16 protein-coding genes and 1 pseudogene are annotated in these 21,844 nt (G+C 42.8%); 8 read left to right on the forward strand and 9 right to left on the reverse strand.

Translation table 11 applies throughout. The features are described 5' to 3' along the window. Positions 1–40: 40 nt before the first annotated feature. The 4 genes and pseudogenes from gntK to JCM16418_RS11915 all read left to right on the forward strand — a co-directional run bounded on the left by gntK (position 41) and on the right by JCM16418_RS11915 (position 5,070). A pseudogene (gntK, locus tag JCM16418_RS11900) lies at positions 41–1,590 on the forward strand (gluconokinase). Positions 1,591–1,816: 226 nt separating this feature from the next. Continuing rightward, positions 1,817–2,746 carry a hypothetical protein gene (locus tag JCM16418_RS11905; RefSeq protein ID WP_036649064.1) on the forward strand — a complete coding sequence of 310 codons (930 nt, stop codon included), beginning with the start codon at positions 1,817–1,819 and terminating at the stop codon, positions 2,744–2,746. Positions 2,747–2,940: 194 nt separating this feature from the next. Then, positions 2,941–4,302 carry a hemolysin family protein gene (locus JCM16418_RS11910; protein WP_036649066.1) on the forward strand — a complete coding sequence of 454 codons (1,362 nt, stop codon included), beginning with the start codon at positions 2,941–2,943 and terminating at the stop codon, positions 4,300–4,302. Between the two features lie 255 nt (positions 4,303–4,557). Beyond that, positions 4,558–5,070, forward strand: coding sequence for a mismatch-specific DNA-glycosylase (locus JCM16418_RS11915; RefSeq protein WP_036649070.1), 513 nt, complete (start codon positions 4,558–4,560; stop codon positions 5,068–5,070). A gap of 93 nt (positions 5,071–5,163) precedes the next feature. Here the strand turns inward: JCM16418_RS11915 and qoxD are convergent, their stop codons facing one another. From qoxD to JCM16418_RS11940, 5 genes are all read right to left on the reverse strand, one after another. Further along, on the reverse strand, positions 5,164–5,448 hold the full coding sequence (gene qoxD, locus JCM16418_RS11920; protein WP_036649073.1) for a cytochrome aa3 quinol oxidase subunit IV: 285 nt from the start codon (positions 5,446–5,448) through the stop codon (positions 5,164–5,166). 1 nt (position 5,449) lies between these two features. Then, positions 5,450–6,046 carry a cytochrome aa3 quinol oxidase subunit III gene (gene qoxC, locus JCM16418_RS11925; RefSeq protein ID WP_036649074.1) on the reverse strand — a complete coding sequence of 199 codons (597 nt, stop codon included), beginning with the start codon at positions 6,044–6,046 and terminating at the stop codon, positions 5,450–5,452. Continuing rightward, on the reverse strand, positions 6,043–7,986 hold the full coding sequence (gene qoxB / locus JCM16418_RS11930) for a cytochrome aa3 quinol oxidase subunit I (protein WP_036649076.1): 1,944 nt from the start codon (positions 7,984–7,986) through the stop codon (positions 6,043–6,045). Before qoxB ends, qoxC begins: the two co-directional genes overlap by 4 nt. 27 nt (positions 7,987–8,013) lie before the next feature. Then, positions 8,014–8,943: a cytochrome aa3 quinol oxidase subunit II gene (gene qoxA / locus JCM16418_RS11935; protein WP_081765416.1), complete on the reverse strand. Its 930-nt coding sequence runs from the start codon at positions 8,941–8,943 to the stop codon at positions 8,014–8,016. Between the two features lie 347 nt (positions 8,944–9,290). Next, positions 9,291–11,132 (reverse strand): DUF2339 domain-containing protein, encoded by a 1,842-nt coding sequence (locus JCM16418_RS11940; RefSeq protein ID WP_036649078.1) that lies wholly within the window; start codon positions 11,130–11,132, stop codon positions 9,291–9,293. Positions 11,133–11,458: 326 nt separating this feature from the next. Here JCM16418_RS11940 and JCM16418_RS11945 point away from each other — a divergent pair, with 326 nt between their 5' ends. Further along, positions 11,459–11,932 (forward strand): hypothetical protein, encoded by a 474-nt coding sequence (locus tag JCM16418_RS11945; protein ID WP_036649081.1) that lies wholly within the window; start codon positions 11,459–11,461, stop codon positions 11,930–11,932. A gap of 3 nt (positions 11,933–11,935) precedes the next feature. Here JCM16418_RS11945 and JCM16418_RS11950 read toward each other — a convergent pair whose 3' ends face one another. Further along, complete coding sequence (locus JCM16418_RS11950; protein ID WP_036649083.1) at positions 11,936–12,673, reverse strand: FadR/GntR family transcriptional regulator; 738 nt, start codon at positions 12,671–12,673, stop codon at positions 11,936–11,938. Positions 12,674–12,839: 166 nt separating this feature from the next. On the opposite strand from JCM16418_RS11950, the gene JCM16418_RS11955 reads away from it, so the two are divergent. Both JCM16418_RS11955 and JCM16418_RS11960 read left to right on the forward strand, forming a co-directional pair. Then, on the forward strand, positions 12,840–14,255 hold the full coding sequence (locus tag JCM16418_RS11955; RefSeq protein WP_036649085.1) for an FAD-binding oxidoreductase: 1,416 nt from the start codon (positions 12,840–12,842) through the stop codon (positions 14,253–14,255). 46 nt (positions 14,256–14,301) lie between these two features. Next, the gene (locus JCM16418_RS11960) at positions 14,302–15,615 is read left to right on the forward strand and encodes a (Fe-S)-binding protein (RefSeq protein WP_081765424.1); all 1,314 of its coding nucleotides are present in this window, start codon (positions 14,302–14,304) and stop codon (positions 15,613–15,615) included. A gap of 127 nt (positions 15,616–15,742) precedes the next feature. Here JCM16418_RS11960 and JCM16418_RS11965 read toward each other — a convergent pair whose 3' ends face one another. The 3 genes from JCM16418_RS11965 to JCM16418_RS11975 all read right to left on the reverse strand — a co-directional run bounded on the left by JCM16418_RS11965 (position 15,743) and on the right by JCM16418_RS11975 (position 19,978). Then, positions 15,743–17,749 (reverse strand): methyl-accepting chemotaxis protein, encoded by a 2,007-nt coding sequence (locus JCM16418_RS11965; protein ID WP_242403809.1) that lies wholly within the window; start codon positions 17,747–17,749, stop codon positions 15,743–15,745. 300 nt (positions 17,750–18,049) lie between these two features. After that, positions 18,050–19,243, reverse strand: coding sequence for a MalY/PatB family protein (locus JCM16418_RS11970; protein WP_036649089.1), 1,194 nt, complete (start codon positions 19,241–19,243; stop codon positions 18,050–18,052). 306 nt (positions 19,244–19,549) lie between these two features. After that, complete coding sequence (locus JCM16418_RS11975) at positions 19,550–19,978, reverse strand: hypothetical protein (protein ID WP_242403810.1); 429 nt, start codon at positions 19,976–19,978, stop codon at positions 19,550–19,552. 280 nt (positions 19,979–20,258) lie between these two features. Here JCM16418_RS11975 and JCM16418_RS11980 point away from each other — a divergent pair, with 280 nt between their 5' ends. Beyond that, positions 20,259–21,629, forward strand: coding sequence for a hypothetical protein (locus JCM16418_RS11980; RefSeq protein WP_052020233.1), 1,371 nt, complete (start codon positions 20,259–20,261; stop codon positions 21,627–21,629). The last annotated feature ends 215 nt before the right edge of the window (positions 21,630–21,844 follow it).

The raw sequence follows: 21,844 nt of genomic DNA on the forward strand, positions 1-21,844 counted from the left end.
ACTCCCTTAAAGAAAGTACGTTATGAAAGAAGGTTGGAATATGAGCGGTACATTGAACGCTAATATGATGATTGGCATAGATATCGGAACGACGAGTACCAAGGCTGTCCTATTCGAAGAATCGGGAAAAGTCGTATGTAAGGCCAGCGAAGGATACCCTTTGTATACTCCTAATTCTTCGACGGCAGAGCAAGACCCTGAACTGATTTTTCAAGCTGTTCTTCACACGGTTAAGCAGGTTATGACCGAGAGCGGCATTCGTCCTGAGCAAGTCATGTTTGTCTCTTTCAGTGCAGCGATGCATAGTGTTATTGCTGTAGATGAAGCAGGTAAACCGCTAATGAATTGTATTACTTGGGCAGATAATCGCAGTGCTGCATGGTCAGAGAAGCTGAAGACAGAATTGAATGGTCATGAAATCTATTTACGTACAGGCACTCCAATTCACCCGATGTCACCCTTAACGAAGCTGATGTGGTTACGGCATGATATGCCTGAATTATTTAGCAAGGCAAGCAAGTTTGTTTCCATTAAAGAGTATGTCTTCGCTAAGCTATTTAATGAATACGTCATTGATTATTCCATAGCCTCCTGCACAGGCTCTTGAACCTGAACAAGCTAGATTGGGATGAAGAAGCACTTAAACTTGCTGGAGTGACTACGAATCAGTTATCGAAGCTCGTATCTACCACGCATAGCATGGAAGGTATGAACGACGTCTATGCTGAAGAAATGGGGCTTTCTACGGCGACTCCATTTATTCTGGGCGCGAGCGACGGTGTATTGTCGAATCTGGGTGTAAATGCAATTGCTCCTGGTGTTGTGGCTGCAACCATCGGCACAAGTGGAGCCATCCGTACGGTGGTCGATCGACCCCTAACGGATCCGAAAGGCCGTTTCTTCTGCTATGCCTTAACGGATAAGCTATGGGTTATAGGCGGCCCTGTCAACAATGGAGGCATGCTGTTCCAGTGGGTACGTGATGAATTCGCGGCATCGGAAGTGGAAACGGCGAAGCGTCTCGGACTCGATTCTTATGATCTACTTACGCGTATTGCTGAGCAGGTTAGAGCAGGTTCGGATGGACTGCTGTTCCATCCCTATTTAACGGGTGAAAGAGCCCCATTATGGAATCCAGATGCCCGTGGCTCCTTCTTCGGTTTAACGATGCATCATCGTAAAGAACATATGATTCGGGCTGTGTTAGAAGGCGTTATATTTAACCTATATACCGTATTGTTAGCTATGGAAGAGCAAATCGGTCGACCTGCCAAAATCCATGCTACGGGTGGATTCGCTCGCTCGCCGCTCTGGAGACAAATGATGGCAGATATCTTCGACCAAGAGGTTATCGTTCCAGAGAGCTATGAGAGCTCCTGTCTAGGCGCAGTGGTGCTGGGGTTATATGCCACAGGTAAAGTAGATTCACTTGAAGTTGTGTCCGGTATGGTGGGAGCTACACATCACCATACACCGATGAAGGAAAATGCACATATCTATCATCAGCTGCTGCCAATCTTTATTCGTATATCTCGTAAATTAGAAGAGGAATATAAGGATATTGCGGAATTTCAGCGGAATATATTCTAAATACACTTTATACTAGATAAATACAGAAGAAAGCCTCTCTGCCGGATTCAAGCGGTAAGGGAGGCTTTTTGTCGAAATTAAAGGAAAATAATGGTTGCCAAAGTAGTGGTTGTCTAACATACTTATATAAACAAAGCATAGAATAAATGCGCAGATTGGTGAATTAAGTGTAGCTTCAGGACGAATACATAAGCGTTTTATAAAACTATAAGTCAGGAGTGTATCTATGGAGAAGATTTGCCCGAATTGTCACCATCTGAACGATTACGGTGATTACTGTGCGGAATGTGGTACTAGATTGGCAGAGGACGAGGTATCAAGAAATACGTTCTTAGTGGGTGAAGCCGAACCACCACAGGTACATATTTCAAAGACACAGGATGAGGGGCGTTACGTCGATGCTCGTCATTCTGAGAGAGTTCTGGGTAGAGAAGCAGGTTATAGTAGTGAAGAATCAGCAGTCGCAGCGGCTACGCAGAACAGAGGTCCATTAGGAGTGGATGCACAATCATCTCCTCGCGATGCTGCTTCAACGGGGACTGGTTCTGCACAAGTGTATTTAGATAATGCCAAGAAAGTATCTCAACTATATTTTGGATTTTTCGTCAATGCATTGAAAAGACCGATGGGTTACGCTCAGGAAACCGGCAAAGAGAATTTTATGAATGGTCTGATTACGATTGTTCTATTCTCTCTGATCATTCCACTCATGGCGTATACGCTGTTTCGTAATGTAGCTTTTTTTGTAGATCATCCATTCTGGAGTATGTTCGTTAAGCCATGGTTTGGCTACATTATATTTATGATGATTATAGCCTCATTTACGTATTTGACCATCAGGCTAGGTAAAACCGTAGTATCTTACCAAGAAGTCATTAGTAAGTTTGGCGCGTTGCTTGTGCCTTTCTTATGCTGTCTGCTTATTGCTTATATTATGGCTATACTTCACGCATCCATTTTCATTATATTCTTCGCTCTTGGCTTTATCGGTGCGATCTTTACAATACCTGCACTTTTGATTAGCAGCTATAATAAAGCAAAACAGTCTACGCTGGATACGGTTTATGGCACGTTGCTGACGTATTTGTTAACTTGTATCGTTTTATGGATTATGGGAAATATTCTAATGGATTCCTTAACTAATTTTATGGTCTGAGGAAATGCTCTGAACACGGATCGCTGCTTATGCAGCGGTCTTTTTCTGTTATGAACGCTTTATTTACATATTAATTCGAGACGTGTAGATCCTTTTGATGAAAATTGGGTAATAAAAAGAAGTAGATTAAGGTGAATCTTAAGGCGAAGAAAAGGGAGGTGCACCTGTCCTGAACGTAAAGGGTGGGGAACAGCATGGAAATATTGAAAGTCTTACTAGTGATTGTATTGATAGCCCTTACGGCTTTCTTCGTTGCATCAGAATATTCCGTAATTCGGGTAAGAATGTCTCGTATTAATCAGTTAGTTGCAGAAGGGAATAAGAATGCCAAAGCGGTTAAGCATATCATTTCTAAACTGGATGAATTTTTGTCAGCTTGTCAGCTCGGAACAACGTTAACCTCGATGGCTCTCGGTTGGGTGGGGGAATCTACGGTTGAGCGACTACTGCATCCGTTATTTGAGCTAGTCCATATGCCCGCTTCGCTAGAGAGTGTTGTTTCCTTTATTATTGCATTTATGATATTGACGTACTTTGAAGTCGTAATCGGTGAATTGGTACCGAAGAACTTTGCGATTCAAATTGCTGAACCCATGGCGCTATTCTTTGCACGTCCGTTGATCATATTTTATAAAATTACGTATCCCTTTAACTGGGTGCTTAGCCGTTCCTCACGTCTAATTACAGGTGTGTTTGGAATTAAGCCCATGTCAGAAGAAGATGCTGCTTTAAGTGAGGCTGAGCTGCGTTTTGCACTCACAGAAGGGTATCGGAGCGGTGAAATTACACCAACCGAATACAAATACTTAAATAATGTGTTTGACTTTGATGATCGGGACGCTCGCGAAATCATGGTACCTCGTACAGCGATTCGAGTCGTATCACATGATGCTAATGTCCGTGACGTGATGGATGTTATTGATCCTAAAGCTTATAACTATCTGCCTGTGGTAACCGATGGAGATAAGGACAAGGTCCAAGGCATGATTCATGTTAAAGATATGCTACATCAAGTTGTTAGGAATACCACGGGGGGAAATGCACCGATTACGCCCTTTATCAGACCGATTCTGCAAGTCATCGAAACTGTTCAAGCACGTGATCTATTAGCACAAATGCAGAAGGCTGGTATTAACATTGCTGTACTTATGGATGAATATGGGGGTACATCTGGACTGGTCACGCTTGAAGATATTATTGAAGAGATCGTAGGCGATATTCCGTCTGGCTCAACTTCAGGGACGGGTAATGGTATACCTGAATCTTCTTTAATTACTAAACTTGAAGATAATCGTTTCGCTTTCAAAGCTCAGACACCTATACATGATGTGAATAAAAAGCTCAAGATCAATATTCCATCAGGGGATGAGGTTTATACGATTGGCGGCTGGATGCTGTCGGAGAAGTTCGACCTGGCGCAAGGAGGAAGCATGCGATATGAGGACTGTAAGTTTACAGTTCGTAAGATGGAGGGTCCGCATATTATATTGATTGAAGCGACCAAGGATATCGTAGTTGAAGAAATTAACAAAGAAGAAGAAGAGAAGAAGCGTTAGGCAAAGGGATGACTACTAACGCCGCAAAGACCGAAGATCAGCTTGATGTGAAGCTGATCTTCGGTCTTTTAGCAAGTCTTGAGCATGTTATCAATTTTTGAGGGTCAAGAGATATTCTTAATGAAGTCGCTATATTACCGGTTTTTTTATGTTATCGGTACAAAATCTTGTCCCGAGCCAAGGAAAAGAATTCTAAAGTTAGGCTGTTTGGCTATACGAATTTAAGGTTATGTGAAGTTACAAGGAGGTGAGTAGATGCCATATATACCGGATCATCTTGATCAAGGATTATCCGTTCTTTTTATTGGATTTAATCCATCCATACGTTCTGGAGAGACGGGGCATCACTATGCTAATCCGCGTAACAACTTTTGGCGCATTCTCTACAATTCAGGTTTGACTCCAAGATTATATGATCCTACAGAGGATCAGGACTTATTGAAGCTGGGGTATGGATTTACCAATATCGTCTCTAGGCCGACAAAGGGAATTGATGATATTTCACGTGCAGAGTATGCAGAAGGAAGAGATATTCTTCGAGCAAAGCTAGAGTATTATCATCCTAGAATCGCCTGCTTTGTAGGCAAGGGTGTATATACCGAATACTGTAAGAGAAGTAAAGCAGAATGGGGATTCCAGTCTAATCCATTCGTTCAGGAGATCCAAGAGTTTGTCGCACCTTCCTCTAGTGGCCTTGTACGGATGCCGATGGGTGAGATCATTGCTATCTACAAGCAGCTTGCGGACTATATTCAAGTAGATGAGTAAGTTGAAGAGATGTTAATGGCCAAGATATAAAAAAGAAGGCTCTCTCTAAGTCCTTATGGACGAAGGGAGAGCCTTTTGTTATGCAAACTATTCTTATCTGAATCCCCAGATCATAGTGAACAGTGTACCGAAGATCGTAACAACGCCGACGAACACTGCAAGTATGATGTTGAGATAGAGGCTTCTTTTATTCGAAGTTTCACCGATGTGCATGAAGACAACAAGCTGAAGAGAAGCCTGTATCACTGCACATACCGTCAGAATAGTAAGACCAGCCGTAACATTTAAATCCCAAAACACGACGCCTAGTGCAACTAGTGAAAGGACCAGCGAGAAGATGTATCCCATCACATGACGAACCGGGAATAATCTTGCCATATTACATCAATCCTTTCAAATAGACGAAGCTGAATATGAAGATCCATACGACGTCCAAGAAGTGCCAGTACAGCGAGAAAATAAATGATTTATTCGCTGTTTCAGGCGTAATACCATGACGTTTAATTTGTAGCATAATTCCTGCGCCCCATAGAAAGCCCATGCTAACATGGAGTCCGTGAGTACCAAGAAGTACGAACAAACTAGATAAGAATGCACTTGTCTGTAATGTTGCACCATCTTGAACATAGGTCACGAATTCAGAAATTTCGATGCCAAGGAATCCGAGGCCCATGAGCAATGTAAGTCCGAAGAAGATCATCATCGGCTTCTTTAGATTTAAACGCATCGCATGAATAGCCAGTCCACAAGTAAAACTACTTGTGAGTAGGAGGAACGTCTCCCAAAGTACGCCGTTAAGCTCGAAGAGTTCACTTCCTGAAGGTCCGCTACCTGTGCGGTTCCAGAGGGTAAAGTAAACGGCAAACAGAGTAGAGAAGAGGGCAATTTCTGCCCCTAGGAAAATCCAGAAACCAAAGACTTTATTACTGTTCTCTTCCGTGCTGTATTCAAGCGGTAGTGTATCATTTATTTTCATACGGAATCACCCCGCAATTTGTTTTCAGTAGCCATAACTTCCTTAGCTGAGATGTGGTATCCGTGATCACGTTCAAAGGAGCGCCATGCTAACATAATAACCGTAACAACACCCATGATAATGGCAGGAATAAACCAGCTAAACACTAGGAAGAAGCCCAATAAGAACATTACAATACCAAGAATGAATGGCTGTCCACTATTGTTAGGCATATGAATGGATTCATATTCACCTGAGTATAGAGGAACATTTTTCTTTTTAGAGTACCAATAAGCATCTTGTTCATGAACTTCTGGAACACGTGCGAAGTTATAAACAGGCACTGGACTTGGTGTGCTCCATTCAAGCGTACGTGCATCCCAAGGATCGCCGCCCTCATTACGTGGGCTGTGGCGGAAGCTCCAGTAGAAGTTGTACACGAGAACAACGAAACCAATAGCAAGTACAAATGCACCAACCGTAGCAATCATATTTAGTGGACCAAATCCGGTGCTCTCTGAATATGTGTACTGACGGCGTGTCATACCTTGGAGTCCAAGGAAGAACAGCGGCATAAAGGCAACATTAAATCCTACAATAATGAGCCAGAAAGCTGATTTACCCAGTTTTTCGTTCAGACGGAAACCGAATATTTTAGGGAACCAGTAATGCATACCTGCAAGAACCCCGAATACGGTACCTGGAATGAGAACGTAGTGGAAATGGGCAACCAAGAACATCGTATTATGGTACTGGTAGTCAGCACTAGCCATGGCTAGCATGACACCTGTTACACCACCAATGGTAAAGATCGGAATAAAGCCCATCGCATACAACATCGGTGTTGTAAACGAAATCTTACCTTTTCGGAGTGTAAATAACCAGTTAAATATCTTAACCCCAGTCGGTACAGCGATCGCCATCGTGGTGATGGAGAAGAAGCCGTTAACCATGGCGCCAGCGCCCATCGTATAGAAATGGTGAGCCCATACGAGGAAGGAAAGTAGCATAATGGCTAGCATGCTGACAACCATTGATTTGTATCCATACAAATTCTTTTTGGAGAATGTGGAGATAATATCACTGAATATACCGAAGGCCGGTAAGACGACGATATATACCTCAGGATGTCCCCAAACCCAGAACAGGTTGGCCCAGAGCATATCCATACCGCCATTGGACATCGTGAAGAACTGACTGCCAAAGATACGGTCGAACATCATAAGTGCTAATGCGACGGTCAGTACAGGGAAGGCGAATACAATGATGACATTCGTGATCAGTACAGACCATGTGAACATTGGCATACGCATAAGCTTCATGCCTGGTGCACGCATCTTAAGAATCGTAACGATAAAGTTGATACCGGTCATGAGCGTACCAACACCTGATATTTGCAGTGCGAGCGAGTAGAAGTTATTACCTACCGTCGGACTGAATTCTAGACTTGCTAGCGGGAAGTATGCGGACCAACCAGCATCTGGTGATCCCCCGATTACAAATGAAATGTTGAAAAGCATGGCTCCTGCAAAGAACATCCAGAAGCTGACTGCATTAAGACGTGGGAACGCAACGTCACGCGCACCAATTTGGAGCGGAATAACAACGTTCATAATTCCGATAACGAATGGCATGGCCATGAACAGGATCATAATAACCCCGTGCGTTGTAAAGACTTCATTATAATGCTGTGCATCTAGAAATTTCATTTCCGGTGCTGCCAGCTGCGTCCGCATCATTAATGCGTCAATACCGCCGCGGAACAACATAATTAATGCGGCAATGATGTACATGACACCAATTCGCTTATGGTCAACAGTGGTTAACCACTCACGCCAAAGATATCCCCATTTTTTAAAATAGGTCAATCCGACAAGAATGGCGAGAGATACGAGGACAATGCTGACCATAGCCCCGTAAATCATGGGTTCACCCGTTACAAAAAATTCGCTCCATTTCATTCCGGTTTGTCTCCTTTCCATATGGAGTTAGTTATCATGCTTCATGTTCTCCATATCTTTCATATCTGTTGAATCTGTTTTGTTTGTATTCTCATCTGTCTTACCATTCATATCGCCCATTTCCTCAGATGTCATTGGAGGTGGACTAAATTCTAAGTGAGTGGAAGTAAATGATTTACGTCCTACAAATGACGTTTTCACTAAAGAGTTAAATTCCGACTCTGTTAGTTTAGGTGCAGTGTCCTTAACTTCTTTAACCCAATCGGTATAAGCTGTCGGCGTCATGGAAAGTACTTCAAATTCCATCTGTGCAAAACCTTTACCTGAGAAGTTAGAGTTCTTACCCATAAATGAGCCCTCATTACTTGCAAGCAAGTGTAGAGTGGTAACCATATCACTCATGGCATATTTCTGACCGCCAAGTTGTGGTACCCAGAAGCTTGTAATCGGTCCGTACGAGTAAAGGCGGAACTCTACAGGACGATTCTCCGGAATGTTAACGTAGTTAACCGTTTCAATGTTTTCTTCCGGATAGCTGAAATGCCATTTCCAGTTAGAAGAAGAAGCATAAATGACAAGAGGCTTCTCATTTTCATAACCTGCAGGAACATTTTCCACCGCGTTTGTGGATTTCACGGTAACAACGGACAGGATGACAACGATAATAATCGGAATCAGTGTCCAAATAAATTCGAGTAATTTGCTACCTTCCATATGTGGTGGTTCATAATCGTCACTCGTTTTGCTTGCCCGATATTTCACTAACATGAACACGTACAGAATATAGACAACAATAAGGACGAATGCCATCATTAGAATGGAAAAGATAATCGTATCCGATTGTGTTTTAGCTGCAGGTCCCTTCGGATTTAAGACAACCAACGAAGAATCACAACCACTTAAAAGCATTACAATAGAAACAATGACAGTATAAAACAACCATCTGGTTTTCTTCACAGGGAGCTCCTTTCTAGCGATAACTACTAGCTGATGTCGGATGAATCATGTCATCCTTATAGTCCTAGAATAGGTTTTTGACATTGTGAAAACAAATGCAAGCTACTCCATATTTACCAGCTAAATCCATTTATTTCGGTGAAATTTATGATTTATTTCAGAAAAAGCTCCAAAATGTGCGAAATATCACTGTAAAAGTTGAAATTCGGTGATTTTCATTTTTGTTCATAATTAACATGGAACCGAGCAGTGTTGCCAGTTCTGTCACATTTGAAAGGCACTTATTGACAAAAAAAGCTGCCATTCAAGAGGAATGGCAGCTTTTTTGACTAGAATCAATTCAATTTTTAGAGTGAATCACTTTTGGTTTCTGGTTCAATATGTGCTGGGTCTGAAGAACTATCGCTCTTTCGTCTGTACATTAATCTAGAAATCGCGATGCCGATCATACCAAGTCCGATAAATAAGATGGCACGAACGCCGATGGATACACCTGGCAAATCAAAGAATATAACCTTAAGTAGTGTAAACAGAAGGAATAGAATACCGGCAAGACGAACGATAGACTTTTGGATTACGATGCCGATGATAATCATGGAAATGGAATACAGAGCCCATATTGCGGACAAGATCAGATGTTGCATATCATATGAAAGCTCATCCGTTAGGACATTGGTGATTTGAGTAATAAAAATAATGAATAAGAGCGAGTCAAGCCACATGATGCCATCCGAAAGCTTAGTCTTCCAAACTTCCTCTGAATTGCTCCGAATATATACTGATAAGCTTGCTAAACTAAGGAGTAAAACAAGCCACGAGATGGTGTTTGCTGAGAAAATATCTGTAATGCCTAGCGATAGTGTATATACAAAACCAATAACATATATAACGGTTGAAATAATCTGTTGAACTTGGCTTTTGACATAAAAACCTAATGCAATAGCGAGCGTTGCGAGCAAAATGATTGAAACAGGGACGTAGGTGAAGTCAAATACGTCTATGATCCATAAGAACCAGCTAAAAGTAGAAATAACGAGATAAAGCTCGCTATCTTTCGTTGTCATCCATCTCCAGACGGTAACTAAACTGTAAATCAATGCCCAACCTATGAGCATTAGTGGATTAAGGAAAGTATCATGATTTCCGTATAAGCCTGCATTCCAAAATAGTGTCAGTGCAAAGCCCACACCTAATAGTATTTTCTCATCAAGAAGGTGTCGATATGGCCTGAATAGTGACATAGCAAGCTGCGCTGCATGTAGCAGGAATACCGCTAATATAAACACATACCGGCTGTCATCAAAGTTACCTGATAGATAACCAATTAGAAGCGGTAAATGTAGAACCCCGAAGGCAACGAAATAAGCAACACGGTACGAGTAACGAATGGATATTATCATCATGGCAACGGAGAAAATGACTTCATATCCGACAAATACCCAGGCATTGGGGCTTGTAGAATGTACGAGAAAAGGAACTAGGTATCCGGCGAGCATCATGATGATGGTTAGCGTTTGTGAACGATGACGAATGGCTGTAAAGACCCCTAGTGCAATCGACAATATATACAATACAAAAGCCAGCCACGAAGGAATCAGCTCATATAAATAATGAGCGGAGAAGAACGAGAGCATAGATACGGCTATGGATCCGCCTAACAATACCTGACCTAGCGCCTCACGCTTGCTGCGGATTTGCTTTTCTCCAAGCCAGTACATCACACCGGCAGCGAGGAGACCTAGTATACATCGTACGGGTTTGGTTAGATATCCTTCGCTGACAGCTGCGATAAAGCCCCACAACACGCCAAGAAGTAGTACAACGATGAAGATTCTTGGTAACCAGACTCTAGCTATCAAATGTTCCCAATCCGTAGGTTTCTTTGGCTGTGGGGGAACATAAGGTGGGCGAGGCAGAGCGTTTCCATGACGATGCGAAGGTGGTAGTTGCGGCCCATGTAAAGGTGCTTGTTGCCTTGGATGTAATGTAGGGCCATTCATAGCCTCTGGTGGAGGTGGACTATGCATATTGCTATGTTGTTGTTGCTGTACGCCCGTAGATGGATGCTGCTGAGGACCACCTGCAACAGGCGGTACCGACCGATCTGTCCGACTACGTAATTGCAATATCTCTTGTTCCATGATCCTCATTTTGTGTTCAAGCCATTGAACTCTTTGTTCTAAATTCATTGGATGACAACCCCTCTAATCCCATAATTATGTATATAGTCACTGCAATGAATATAACACATCCCTGACTTGAATGAACCAAAATTCGTTATGATTGCCGAGTTAGCGGATATTTTGGAGAGGAAAAGCAAATCAAAGCAGATCTAGCTTTCAGAATAGACAGAAATCTGTATAATAAGTTAGAGTTGGGAATATAAATTCAATTATATATTTTTTGTGTAATCCGCATTTTTTTAGTGGGTTTGGTTTTATTTTTCCAGTAATATTACCGAAAGACATATTAAAAACAATTGAGAGGGTATAAGCTTAGGAAGGATGTTTGAGGAATGTATCTAGAATCTTTTGACAAATACCAAATGAGAGAGCAGCTAGAGCATTATGAGGGTGACCATGACTTATGCGCCAAGGCTCTAAGCTGGAGTGAATTGGCACAGAGTCATCTTAATTTGGCACATCTATTATTAGAAGAAGGGCTGTGTAAGCCTAGTCTAATTGTAGCGCACATGGCCGTGAAGGCGAAGCTCAAGCAAATTTACCTGCAAGTGGCAGGGATGATACCGCCTGAGCAATGGCTTTTTGATGATCTAGTCAGTCACACGAGAGAAGTAACTAAGATTAATATGGAAACCGAATTGTTTCTGAATACGTTATGTTTTATTTCGGAAGAGGATCATTTGTCATTCTTAGATGGTATGAGCCAGAATCATGTGGTTACCATGCTGCAACGGCTGGAGGAAATACTAGCTTCAATGAACAATCAAGTGATGGATATGAAAGTTAAGGTTCAGTTACATATGTAGCTTTTAAGATTCATGATGTGAGTGGTCGACCGCACCTTTTTCGCATAGAACTTGTTCAACTTTAGAAATGTGAATGTCCATGCGAGTAGAGGATTCTTTCGCATCCTTAGCATGAATAGCCTCATAAATATGATTATGTTCTTGTAATAGACGAATAGCAGATGACCGCTCGGCATAGAACCAGAGCGCACGCATATCCCGCATACTTTCATGAAGTTTGAACGATAAAGACTGCATTAAATCTTCTAACAACGGATTGTGTGTTGCGATAGCGATTTGCTGATGAAACCTTACATCGGCTTGTTCATTCTTTGTTTCATCCTGAGTATGTTCCATCTCATGCAAAATTTGCCGAAAAGCTTCTAAATCTTCTTCGGTTCGGTTTTGTGCGGCCAGAGCAGCACAACCGGTCTCAAGCACTCGACGAACCTCAAGAATATGGCGAAGTGAAGCGGCTCGATGCTCCCATAGTTCAGGATACATTTGACTTGGGTGAAGGCGTTGCTGAGCATTTGGTGTTCGAACAAATGTCCCTCCGCCTTGCCGTATATCTAACATCCCCATAGCCTTTAATGCGCTTAGCGCCTCACGTATTGTTGATCTGCCAACTCCGTATGTACTTGCCAGATCAACGACCGAAGATAGCCGATCCCCTGAGGAAAGGCTTCCCTCTTCTATTTGCTTCTTCAAATCCTGCATAACCCACTCATGCTGTTTTAAGGGTCGTGGCGTTTCAGACACTTTGGTTCAAATCCTTTCATGAACAATTAATTATTTTAAAATAAAATTTCAAAATCTATATTCGGCTGTTTTATTTTAGTGTATACTTTTTTTTATGAAAAGTCATCAGATGACCTGATCAATTAAGGATGAGATCAATCATTAACATATAAAGGAGTGTTTCCTTGTGCTGAATGCAGAAGTAAAACGCGAACTAACGGAAATCCTGGGCAGCTCATATTGCAAAGATGATCCCCAGTCGCTTGTAACTCACTCTTATGATGGCACGCCAATGCTGCAATCTTTGCCTGAGCTGGTTATTTATCCTGAGAATACGAAGCAGGTGTCCCAGGTTATGAAAGTGCTTAACCATTATAAAATCCCGCTAATCGGGCGTGGTTCAGGCACGAATTTATGTGGAGGAACGGTGCCAGTGGAGGGTGGGGTCGTCATGGTGATGCATCGTATGAACCAGATCCTCGAAGTGGATATAGAGAACCTGACGGCAACAGTTCAGCCTGGACTCAACACGAAGAAATTTAGTCAACACGTGGAGGCATTGGGCCTTTTTTATCCACCAGATCCAAGCAGCATGTCCATTTCGACCCTTGGAGGAAATATTGCAGAGTGCTCGGGTGGTTTACGTGGACTTAAATATGGTACGACCAAAGATTATGTGATCGGGCTTGAAGCAGTATTGGCGAATGGGGAAGTGATTCGTACAGGCGGGAAGCTGATGAAGGATGTGGCAGGTTACGATGTAACGAAACTGCTTGTAGGCTCAGAAGGCACACTTGCGATTATCACAGAAGCTACGTTGAAGCTTATACCGCCACCTCAATATAAGAAGACCATGCTTGCGATGTATAGCGACTTATATGATGCAGCTCGAACAGTATCTAAAATCATCGAAAGTCGTATGATTCCAGCAACGTTAGAGTTTCTAGATAATGCCACACTTCAGGTTGTGGACGATTATGCCCAGCTTGGACTTCCACGTGAAATGGAGGCGATCCTCATTATTGAACAAGATGGAGATAAGGGGTCCGTTGAACGTGATATTGCACGGATTACAGAAATCTGCCATAGCGAGCAAGCGAAGCAAGTGAGTGTAGCGGGAAGTTTAGAGGAGGCTGAAAAGCTTCTGACGGCGCGCCGTAGTGCTTTTACAGCATTAGCAAGGCTCAAACCGACGACAATCCTAGAAGATGCTACGGTTCCTCGGTCCAAAATTGCCGATATGGTGCTGGAAATAAATCGTATTGCTAAGAAATATAATGTTCAAATTTGTACGTTTGGTCATGCAGGTGATGGCAATCTACATCCTACTGCCACGACGGATGTTCGTGATACGGACGAGATTCATCGTGTTGAAGCTGCTTTCGCGGAAATCTTTGAGGCGACCATTCGTCTAGGCGGTACGATTACGGGAGAGCACGGAGTAGGTGTGGTTAAGGCTCCATTTTTAGAATGGAAGGTCGGCCCTGCAGGTATAGAGATTATGAAGGGCATTAAGCATGCCTTCGATCCGAATAACATACTGAACCCAGGCAAAATCTTCGCCAAGGAATCTCGCAAACGGGTGGTGATTCAGCGTGGCTAAACTTAAGGATGAAGCTAAGCTTAAGCCCTTGACTAACAAACTCCGTATGTTGCTAGACGAGGATCAACTGACGAACTGTATGCGCTGCGGATTCTGCCTACCTGCCTGTCCTACCTATGCTGAGACAGGTATTGAAGCTGAATCCCCAAGAGGACGGATTGCACTAATGAAGGCCGTAAATGACGGGATTATGCTCCCCGATGCAGCATTTGAAGAACAGATGAATCATTGTCTCGGTTGCCGCGCATGTGAGCCTGCGTGCCCAGCGGATGTGAAATATGGGCAGTTGATCGAACAGGCTCGTGATGCGATTGAAGATCATAAGCAGCACAAGCCAATGGTTCGATTGATTCGCCATACCGCCTTTCATTCGGTATTTACAAACCCTAAACGGATGAAGTTAATGGGTCAGGGTTTGAGATTGTATCAACGTGCAGGTCTACGTACGGTGGCACGCGGCTCAGGTTTAATGAAGCTATTTCCCAAACATATGCGTGAAATGGAGCAAATACTTCCGGATGCGGCGGCTAAAGGGGTTGCAGAACAAATCGGAACCCGCCACCCTGCTAAGGGCGAGCGAATCGCCACGGTTGCCTTGTTCAAAGGCTGCATTATGGATGTTATGTTCACGGATACCAATATCCATACGGTTGATTTGCTCACAGCAGCAGGTTTTGATGTTGTGATTCCAGAGAAACAGAATTGTTGCGGAGCTCTGCATGCACATAGTGGAGAGGGTGAAGGTGCAAGATCGCTTGCACGTCGAAATATTGAAGCCTTCAAGCAAGCAGGTATTGACTATATCGTATCTAATGCGGGTGGTTGCGGTGCGATACTAACGGAATATGACCACCTCTTGCAGGGTGAACCAGAATGGACAGCCGATGCTAAATGGTTCGCTGAACGCGTTCTAGATGTCAGTGATCTGCTAGTTCGTCATGGCAGAGAGATTTGCTTTAGTAAGAACGTGAATAAGCAGGAAGGCGCTATGCAGGAAGAGGCGAGTGGCTCTATTCGCATTACCTATCAGGATTCTTGTCATCTTCGTAACGTGATGCGTTCGTCGGGAGCACCGCGAAAGCTGATGCGTCAGGTTGATGGAGTTACATTTGTTGAAATGAAGGATGCAGACCGCTGCTGTGGATCAGCAGGAATTTATAATATCACACAACCCGAGATGGCAGGTCAGATTTTGGATGAGAAAATGGAACACGTCAAAGCGGCAGATGCTTCTTATCTTCTGACAAGTAATCCGGGCTGTCTGCTGCAAATGAAGTTAGGTATTGAGCAGCAAGGTCTTGGTGATAAAATGAAAGCCGTTCATATCGTGGACTTTTTACATGAGCATATGCAGAACTAACGATAGATCATTTATGCATGCAAAAAGATAGCAAACATCAAATATATGTAGTTTTGCTATGATTACACCAAGATTTGAAATGTTCTAATAAAAGAAGGATGCTGAGTTCAGCATCCTTCTTTTATTACTATTTATCGAATGTAAACCTCTCAATTTTGGACTGCATATCGTTAGCCATCTGCGATAAACTAGCTGCAGATGCAGTAATTTCCTCCATGGAAGCGAGCTGTTCTTGGCTTGCAGCGCTCACGCCTTCAAACGAACTTACCGTTTTGCGAGATATACCCGCAACTTCTTGTACAGATGCGGAGACTTCCTCACTACTTGCGGACATTTGCTGCGTAACCGCTGAGATATCCTGAATTTGATCCGTTATTTGTTTAGCAGACTGCTCTATATTAGCAAAGGCCTCAAGTGCTTCTCCTGTAACAAGGATTCCCTTATCGACATCTGACTGGACTTTGTTTTTCATTACGTCGTATGCGCTAGTAATTAAGACAGTCATCTGCTGTGAGGTCTGCTGGATCTGATCAGATGTTTTCCTAGACTGGTCAGCTAGTTTACGAACTTCATTAGCAACAACAGCGAAGCCGCGTCCATGTTCTCCTGCCCGAGCTGCTTCTATAGCGGCATTCAGAGACAATAGATTGGTTTGTTTGGCTACTTCAGTAATCGCCTTGCTCATAGAGGCTACATTCGTGCTCAAATCATGTAGTCTTTCAATTAATGTTGCGGATTCATGAGTTGATACGCGTATAGTCTCCATTTGTACACTTACTTGCTGTACTTTCTCACTACCCCGGTATACATCTTCTTCGGTGCGAGTAGAAGAATCCACGATGCCACCAGCGGACTCGGCGATTCTCTGAATACCGCTTGCCATTTCATCCATTGTTTTGGCACTCTCTTCTGCTGCGACTGCCTGGTTATGAGCTCCGGCAGAAGAACTTTGTACAAGGCTGGCGACGTATTCTACAGCCTGTGAGTTCATCTCTGTATTTGCTGTAAGTTCCTCACTGGCCGCTGCCAGCTGGCCGGATGTATCTGACATATCGAGGACAATGTCACGTAATGAGCGAACCATTACATTGTAATTTTCAGCTAAATGACCAATTTCATCATTTCTTCTGGTAATAACTTGTTCATTCAGATGGCCTTCACTCACTCGTTTAGCTGAACGATTCAGTTGTTCAATGGGACGTGTTATATTCCGAATAATAAAGAACATGAGGATTCCAGCAACTATACAAGAAATGATGATGACGCCGATGCTGGTCCACCAGATCGGATTGGTAGCCTGCGTGTACTCATCGAGAGGAAGTACGCCGACCAGCTTGAAGGCTGAATATCCATTCGTTACATAATATCCTCTTTGATGTGTTTTTGTATTTGGATCCGTAGTATCAATCGAACCATCGGGGTTTTGGTCATATATGCTAAGGATATCGCCCTCAACAGGAACTCCGGCTTTCACAGTAGGATGCGACATGATACGTTTCTTACGGTCCATTATGAAAACATAACCTTGTGAACCGAGATGGATTTTTTGAGCAATCGCGCTAAAGCTATCTATACTTAAACCTAGACTAATGACACCATTGCCGTCAGGAAGTATTTTTGTAATATTCAATGTATATGTACCCGTTGTCTCGGAAAGATAAGGATCAACAATAATCACTTGTCCAGGAAATTTTTTCGCGGATTTGTACCATTCTTGAGTACGTGGATCGTAGGAACTACTGTTACCTGGATCTGGCGATCTCATGGACTTTCCTGTATCTGTCCCTATGGAGATCACATCTAATTCCTTATGCTTTGTTTTAAAGTCGTCGAGAAGAATTTGCGTTTGAATGGCACCCTGTTCAATATCATTTGAAGATATGAGAGTGGCTAGCTGATTCACATTTGAAGTTTCCATTTGAATCATCGTATTTAGAAGCTCATCGAGTAGCTTTACGCTTGATTTAGTTGCATCCTCCATTTTCGTCTGCAATTGGGTTTTGGCACTCGACACAGAGAAGAAAGCTACAACCAAGTTAGGAACGATAAGAATAATGCATATGAACAGCATGAGCTTATTCCGCAATTTCTTAAGGGTAAAATATTTGGGGATTTTTTGCATAAACGATTTCAATCTGATTCCTCCTGATAGTATATTAGGACTTGAGTTCCGAGTTCGTGTTTAGAACACAACAAAAGGGACAGTTTAAAACAGTCCTCTATTATATTTCGACTAATATCTCCAATTAGTTCATAGCAATGGAGAATAAATATGTGGTTAGCATGTTATTTGGACGGTATCAATGAGTTATTGTTAATATTAAGGCTAAAAAAAAATCAAAAAAGGATAACCCTGTACATCAATATGCACTAGAGTTATCCTTTTCAATTTCTATTCTTATGTGTGAATGAGCTCATGATGTTAGGTATTTCATTAGCGCTGTGCACGCAGATTCTGCATAGCAGAGTGAAGTCTATGCATCGCTTCTTCAATGATGGAACGAGGACAGGCAACATTCATGCGCATAAATCCTTCACCCTCAGTGCCGAAGCTGGCTCCTTGATTCAAAGCAAGCTTGGCCTGTGTTAGAAGGAATGCTGCAAGTTCGTCAGAAGACATGTTAACACTTCTGAAATCCAGCCACAGCAGATACGTGGCTTCTGGCAATGTGACATGAATTTCTGGAATATGCTCAGCGATAAACTGCTGAATGTAATGCATATTGTCTCTTATATATTCCAGAGCCTCGTCCAGCCATACCTCGCCACCATTGTACGCAGCCTCCGTTGCGACGCTTCCTAGGGCACTGATTGAACCGACGGCATAAAGCTGAACAGTTTGCTGGAATTTCTTACGAATTTCATCATTTGGAATAATAATATTCGAAGTATTGAGGCCGGCGATATTAAAGGTCTTACTTGGTGATGTACAGATGATACACTGATTCTTGATTTGCTCGGAAATCATAGCCAGGGGTGTATGTTTACCTTCAAATACGAGATCAGCATGAATTTCATCGGATACGATTAGCACTCCTCGCTCAGCACAAAGGCGTGAGATTGCTTCGAGTTCTTCAACGGACCATACGCGACCCACTGGATTATGAGGGCTGCAAAGAATAAGGAGCTTAACGCCATCGTCCAAACTGCGTTCTAAAGCTTCCAAATCCATTACATACGTTCCGTCCTGCTGAAGCTGCAGTGGATTCATGACGAGTTCGCGACCATGATTTGTAACAACCTGATAAAAGGGTGGATAAACAGGCGTCTGAATAAGTACTTTGTCCCCAGGCTCTGTGAAGGCTTGTACGGCAAAGCTTAATGCCGGAACTACTCCTGGACTGAATACAATCCAATCCATATCTATAGTCCATTGATGGCGCTTCTGCATCCACTGGGCTACTGAAAGCTTATAATCATGTGTCTGTAATGTATAACCAAACACTCCATGCTCTACGCGCTTCTCTATTGCCTCTATGACGGAAGCAGGTGCTTTGAAATCCATATCTGCAACCCATAGGGGAAGGACATCGGTTACGCCGAAGACACGCTCCATGCCATCCCATTTCTCAGCAGCGGTCATTTTTCGGTTTACGACTTCATTAAAATCATGTTTGTTAAGATTCATAAGTAGCTTCCTCCTTGCGGGACTGAATGATAAGTGTTATTTCAATTATAACTCAGTCGATTACAGGATTGTATAATGAATATCGAAGCTCATTAACATAGTGGATCAAGCAAGGTTTACCATCTATTTTCCTGAATCATAAATGGTTATAATAGGGATAGCAGCTTGCCGCAGCAAAGCTGACCTAGGAGGATATATGCAACATGTTAGCACATTTGCCTCCCGAGCGTAGCTCCAGCAGTGTACTGCGGCATTACCGGTTCATTCTATAAGTTTTTTTCCATTTTCATGTTCTTAGAGCGTTTATCATGTACGTCTAACGATTCTTTTACGTAAGGTTTTCTGCTCGGTATTTACAGGGAAAATCCCTTCCACCTTGTTTAGAGGAAACAAGATGCGGGAAGGAAACCGACTTCCTTTAGCCTGTAGCTCGATAAAATCGGTGCCGATCTGTACCAGTCTGATATTTGAGAAGGCACTGCCTGTGCGAAACGTTGTACGAACTCCTACACGAACGGTTCTTCGTGGAGGCTTGATGTCAAACACCCGGATTGACTGAAGGCTAAGAGGAACAAATAATTCTCCTTGGACCTTTATAAAGTTGTGCTTAAAAACTTGTTGCAACTGGCCGGGTTCAAGCCCGAGGTTCTCTCCGTTAACTTCAACTAGATGACCTCTTAGTTGGAATAATCGCTGCTGTAATGTTTGTTTTCTTTTTAACCATAGTATGGACACCAGACATCCCTCCGTTTATGAATTAATGTATTATATGAGACGAACATTAGGCAGGTGATGAATTTGGCGCTAGCTAGAGCAAGATGTACGGATGCGGATGATCTTTTATAAATAAACCGTTTAGAATGTTCTGTGTCTTTCAGGTGGTATGCTGGATTGCTTTGATCTGAGCCTAGCTGGAAGGTAGAGAAGCTTCTGAGCGTTCTGTTGGCAAGGTGTATTTGGAAAAATAGATTAAGGTATGAATAGCTAGAAGTTGCTATACCGGAGAGGTGACAAGATGAGAAGTAAATTAGACAATCAGCCACGAACATGGGCGCTAGGGGGACCTAGTATACAGATCGACCCATTGTTTCCTTATTATCTGGGCCGCACAGCTGATAGTATAGCCGAAGAGATTGAGCTAGCTGGTTATCAGACGGTTCACTATTTTGTAGTGAATGAAAATGGAGTGAATGCTGAACTACTTGAAGCGTTGCATGCGCGCGGCATCGCGGTATGGGCGCTTGTGATCGGTAATGGAACATTTAGCACTTCTCATTTGCCTCCGGAATGGCAAACATGGCGTATGGGACTCGTCAAAGAGCTGAACGATGGTTTCGTACGGTTTTCCCCATTGTCTAAAGATTATGTGGCTTGGAAGAAGCAGGCTGTTGCGAAATTGCTTCAGGATCATCCATTCGATGGTATCGAAATTGCTGAGCCTTATTTTCCAGAGTGGGATGGAATACGTAGAGGGGTATATGGTGATATAGGAATCCATGCACAGCAGGCCTTTCGCGAACAATATGATCTTGAGATACCAGACTTTCATAATAAAAGATCATCAAATTATTATAAAAAAGTTCCGGAAACGTATACGAAATGGATTTCCTTTCGCGTGGATGCAGTGAATGGACTTATTGATGAAATTATCAATGGTGTAAATGGTGCCCGTTCGGTTCGACCCGATATTATGGTTGCTACTTGGTCGCTGGCTGTTGATGGCGGGGCTGTTTCTACATTACGGTTAAAAGAGTGGCAGGGACTCGACGCAATCTCCATGATTGAGCGGGTCAAGCCGGATATGCATGTCCTTCAGACTCATTGGCCCGATTGGATGCGTCGAAACCTTCAATCCAATTACGTGAGAGCTTATGAAGGATTTGCAGCGCCTATTCGGTCCGCCTTTCCCGGATTGCCGCTAGCTATACAAGCAGACATTGGATCTAAGGCAAGCATGGTGAAAAACCGTAGTTGGTTGAATGAATTTCAGAATACAGTGTATGAACTAGGATATGATTCATGGACAGCGTATGAATATCATTTGGGTAGTTATATGTATGAAGAATCCCCTGAGCCGCTAAGGGCTGTCTTGCAAGGCGAAACCCAGTTAGTTATTTCGTTTAATAAACGAATCGATCCAGAATATATAGGTTCCTTATTGTTCTATACTTCCGAGGTTCGAGGAGAAATCATCCATGAGATTCAGATCGAAGAACGTTTGGTCGATGGCAACCGTATCGTGTTACGACTGTCTAATCCCCCTAAAGTTCCATTTGCTGTAGAAGTAAGTGGTGTCAAGGACACACCAGATTTATGGTTTATTCCAGGGAAGAAAGCGAATGAGATCCGCGAAGGGATTAGGTTAATGGTTGTTCATGAGACCTGATGCTTTTGTAAATATAAATCGCAAAGAACCGTCCTTCTCCAGCAGCTGCGGAGGGGGACGGTTTTGTATTTATTAATATCGTACTCTCTTTGACTTTCTATGATTAGATATGGTAGATTCTAGCTATTGTATACAATTATATTTTGCACAACTTAATTCTTAATTGATGAAGTAAAAGGTATTTGGTGGTTCTGGCAAACAAAATGGAGGTTAGG

Origin of the sequence: Paenibacillus pini JCM 16418 (genome assembly GCF_000576305.1) — a bacterium.
In the GTDB taxonomy this organism is placed as follows: domain Bacteria; phylum Bacillota; class Bacilli; order Paenibacillales; family Paenibacillaceae; genus Paenibacillus_AQ; species Paenibacillus_AQ pini.

Bases quoted from the DNA above. Each gene is read 5' to 3' on its own strand.
- JCM16418_RS11905 (WP_036649064.1), top strand. From the start codon at position 1,817: ATGGAGAAGATTTGCCCGAATTGTCACCATCTGAACGATTACGGTGAT.
- JCM16418_RS11910 (WP_036649066.1), top strand. From the start codon at position 2,941: ATGGAAATATTGAAAGTCTTACTAGTGATTGTATTGATAGCCCTTACG.
- JCM16418_RS11915 (WP_036649070.1), top strand. From the start codon at position 4,558: ATGCCATATATACCGGATCATCTTGATCAAGGATTATCCGTTCTTTTT.
- qoxD (WP_036649073.1), bottom strand. From the start codon at position 5,448: ATGGCAAGATTATTCCCGGTTCGTCATGTGATGGGATACATCTTCTCG.
- qoxC (WP_036649074.1), bottom strand. From the start codon at position 6,046: ATGAAAATAAATGATACACTACCGCTTGAATACAGCACGGAAGAGAAC.
- qoxB (WP_036649076.1), bottom strand. From the start codon at position 7,986: ATGAAATGGAGCGAATTTTTTGTAACGGGTGAACCCATGATTTACGGG.
- JCM16418_RS11940 (WP_036649078.1), bottom strand. From the start codon at position 11,132: ATGAATTTAGAACAAAGAGTTCAATGGCTTGAACACAAAATGAGGATC.
- JCM16418_RS11945 (WP_036649081.1), top strand. From the start codon at position 11,459: ATGTATCTAGAATCTTTTGACAAATACCAAATGAGAGAGCAGCTAGAG.
- JCM16418_RS11960 (WP_081765424.1), top strand. From the start codon at position 14,302: ATGTTGCTAGACGAGGATCAACTGACGAACTGTATGCGCTGCGGATTC.
- JCM16418_RS11970 (WP_036649089.1), bottom strand. From the start codon at position 19,243: ATGAATCTTAACAAACATGATTTTAATGAAGTCGTAAACCGAAAAATG.
- JCM16418_RS11980 (WP_052020233.1), top strand. From the start codon at position 20,259: ATGAGAAGTAAATTAGACAATCAGCCACGAACATGGGCGCTAGGGGGA.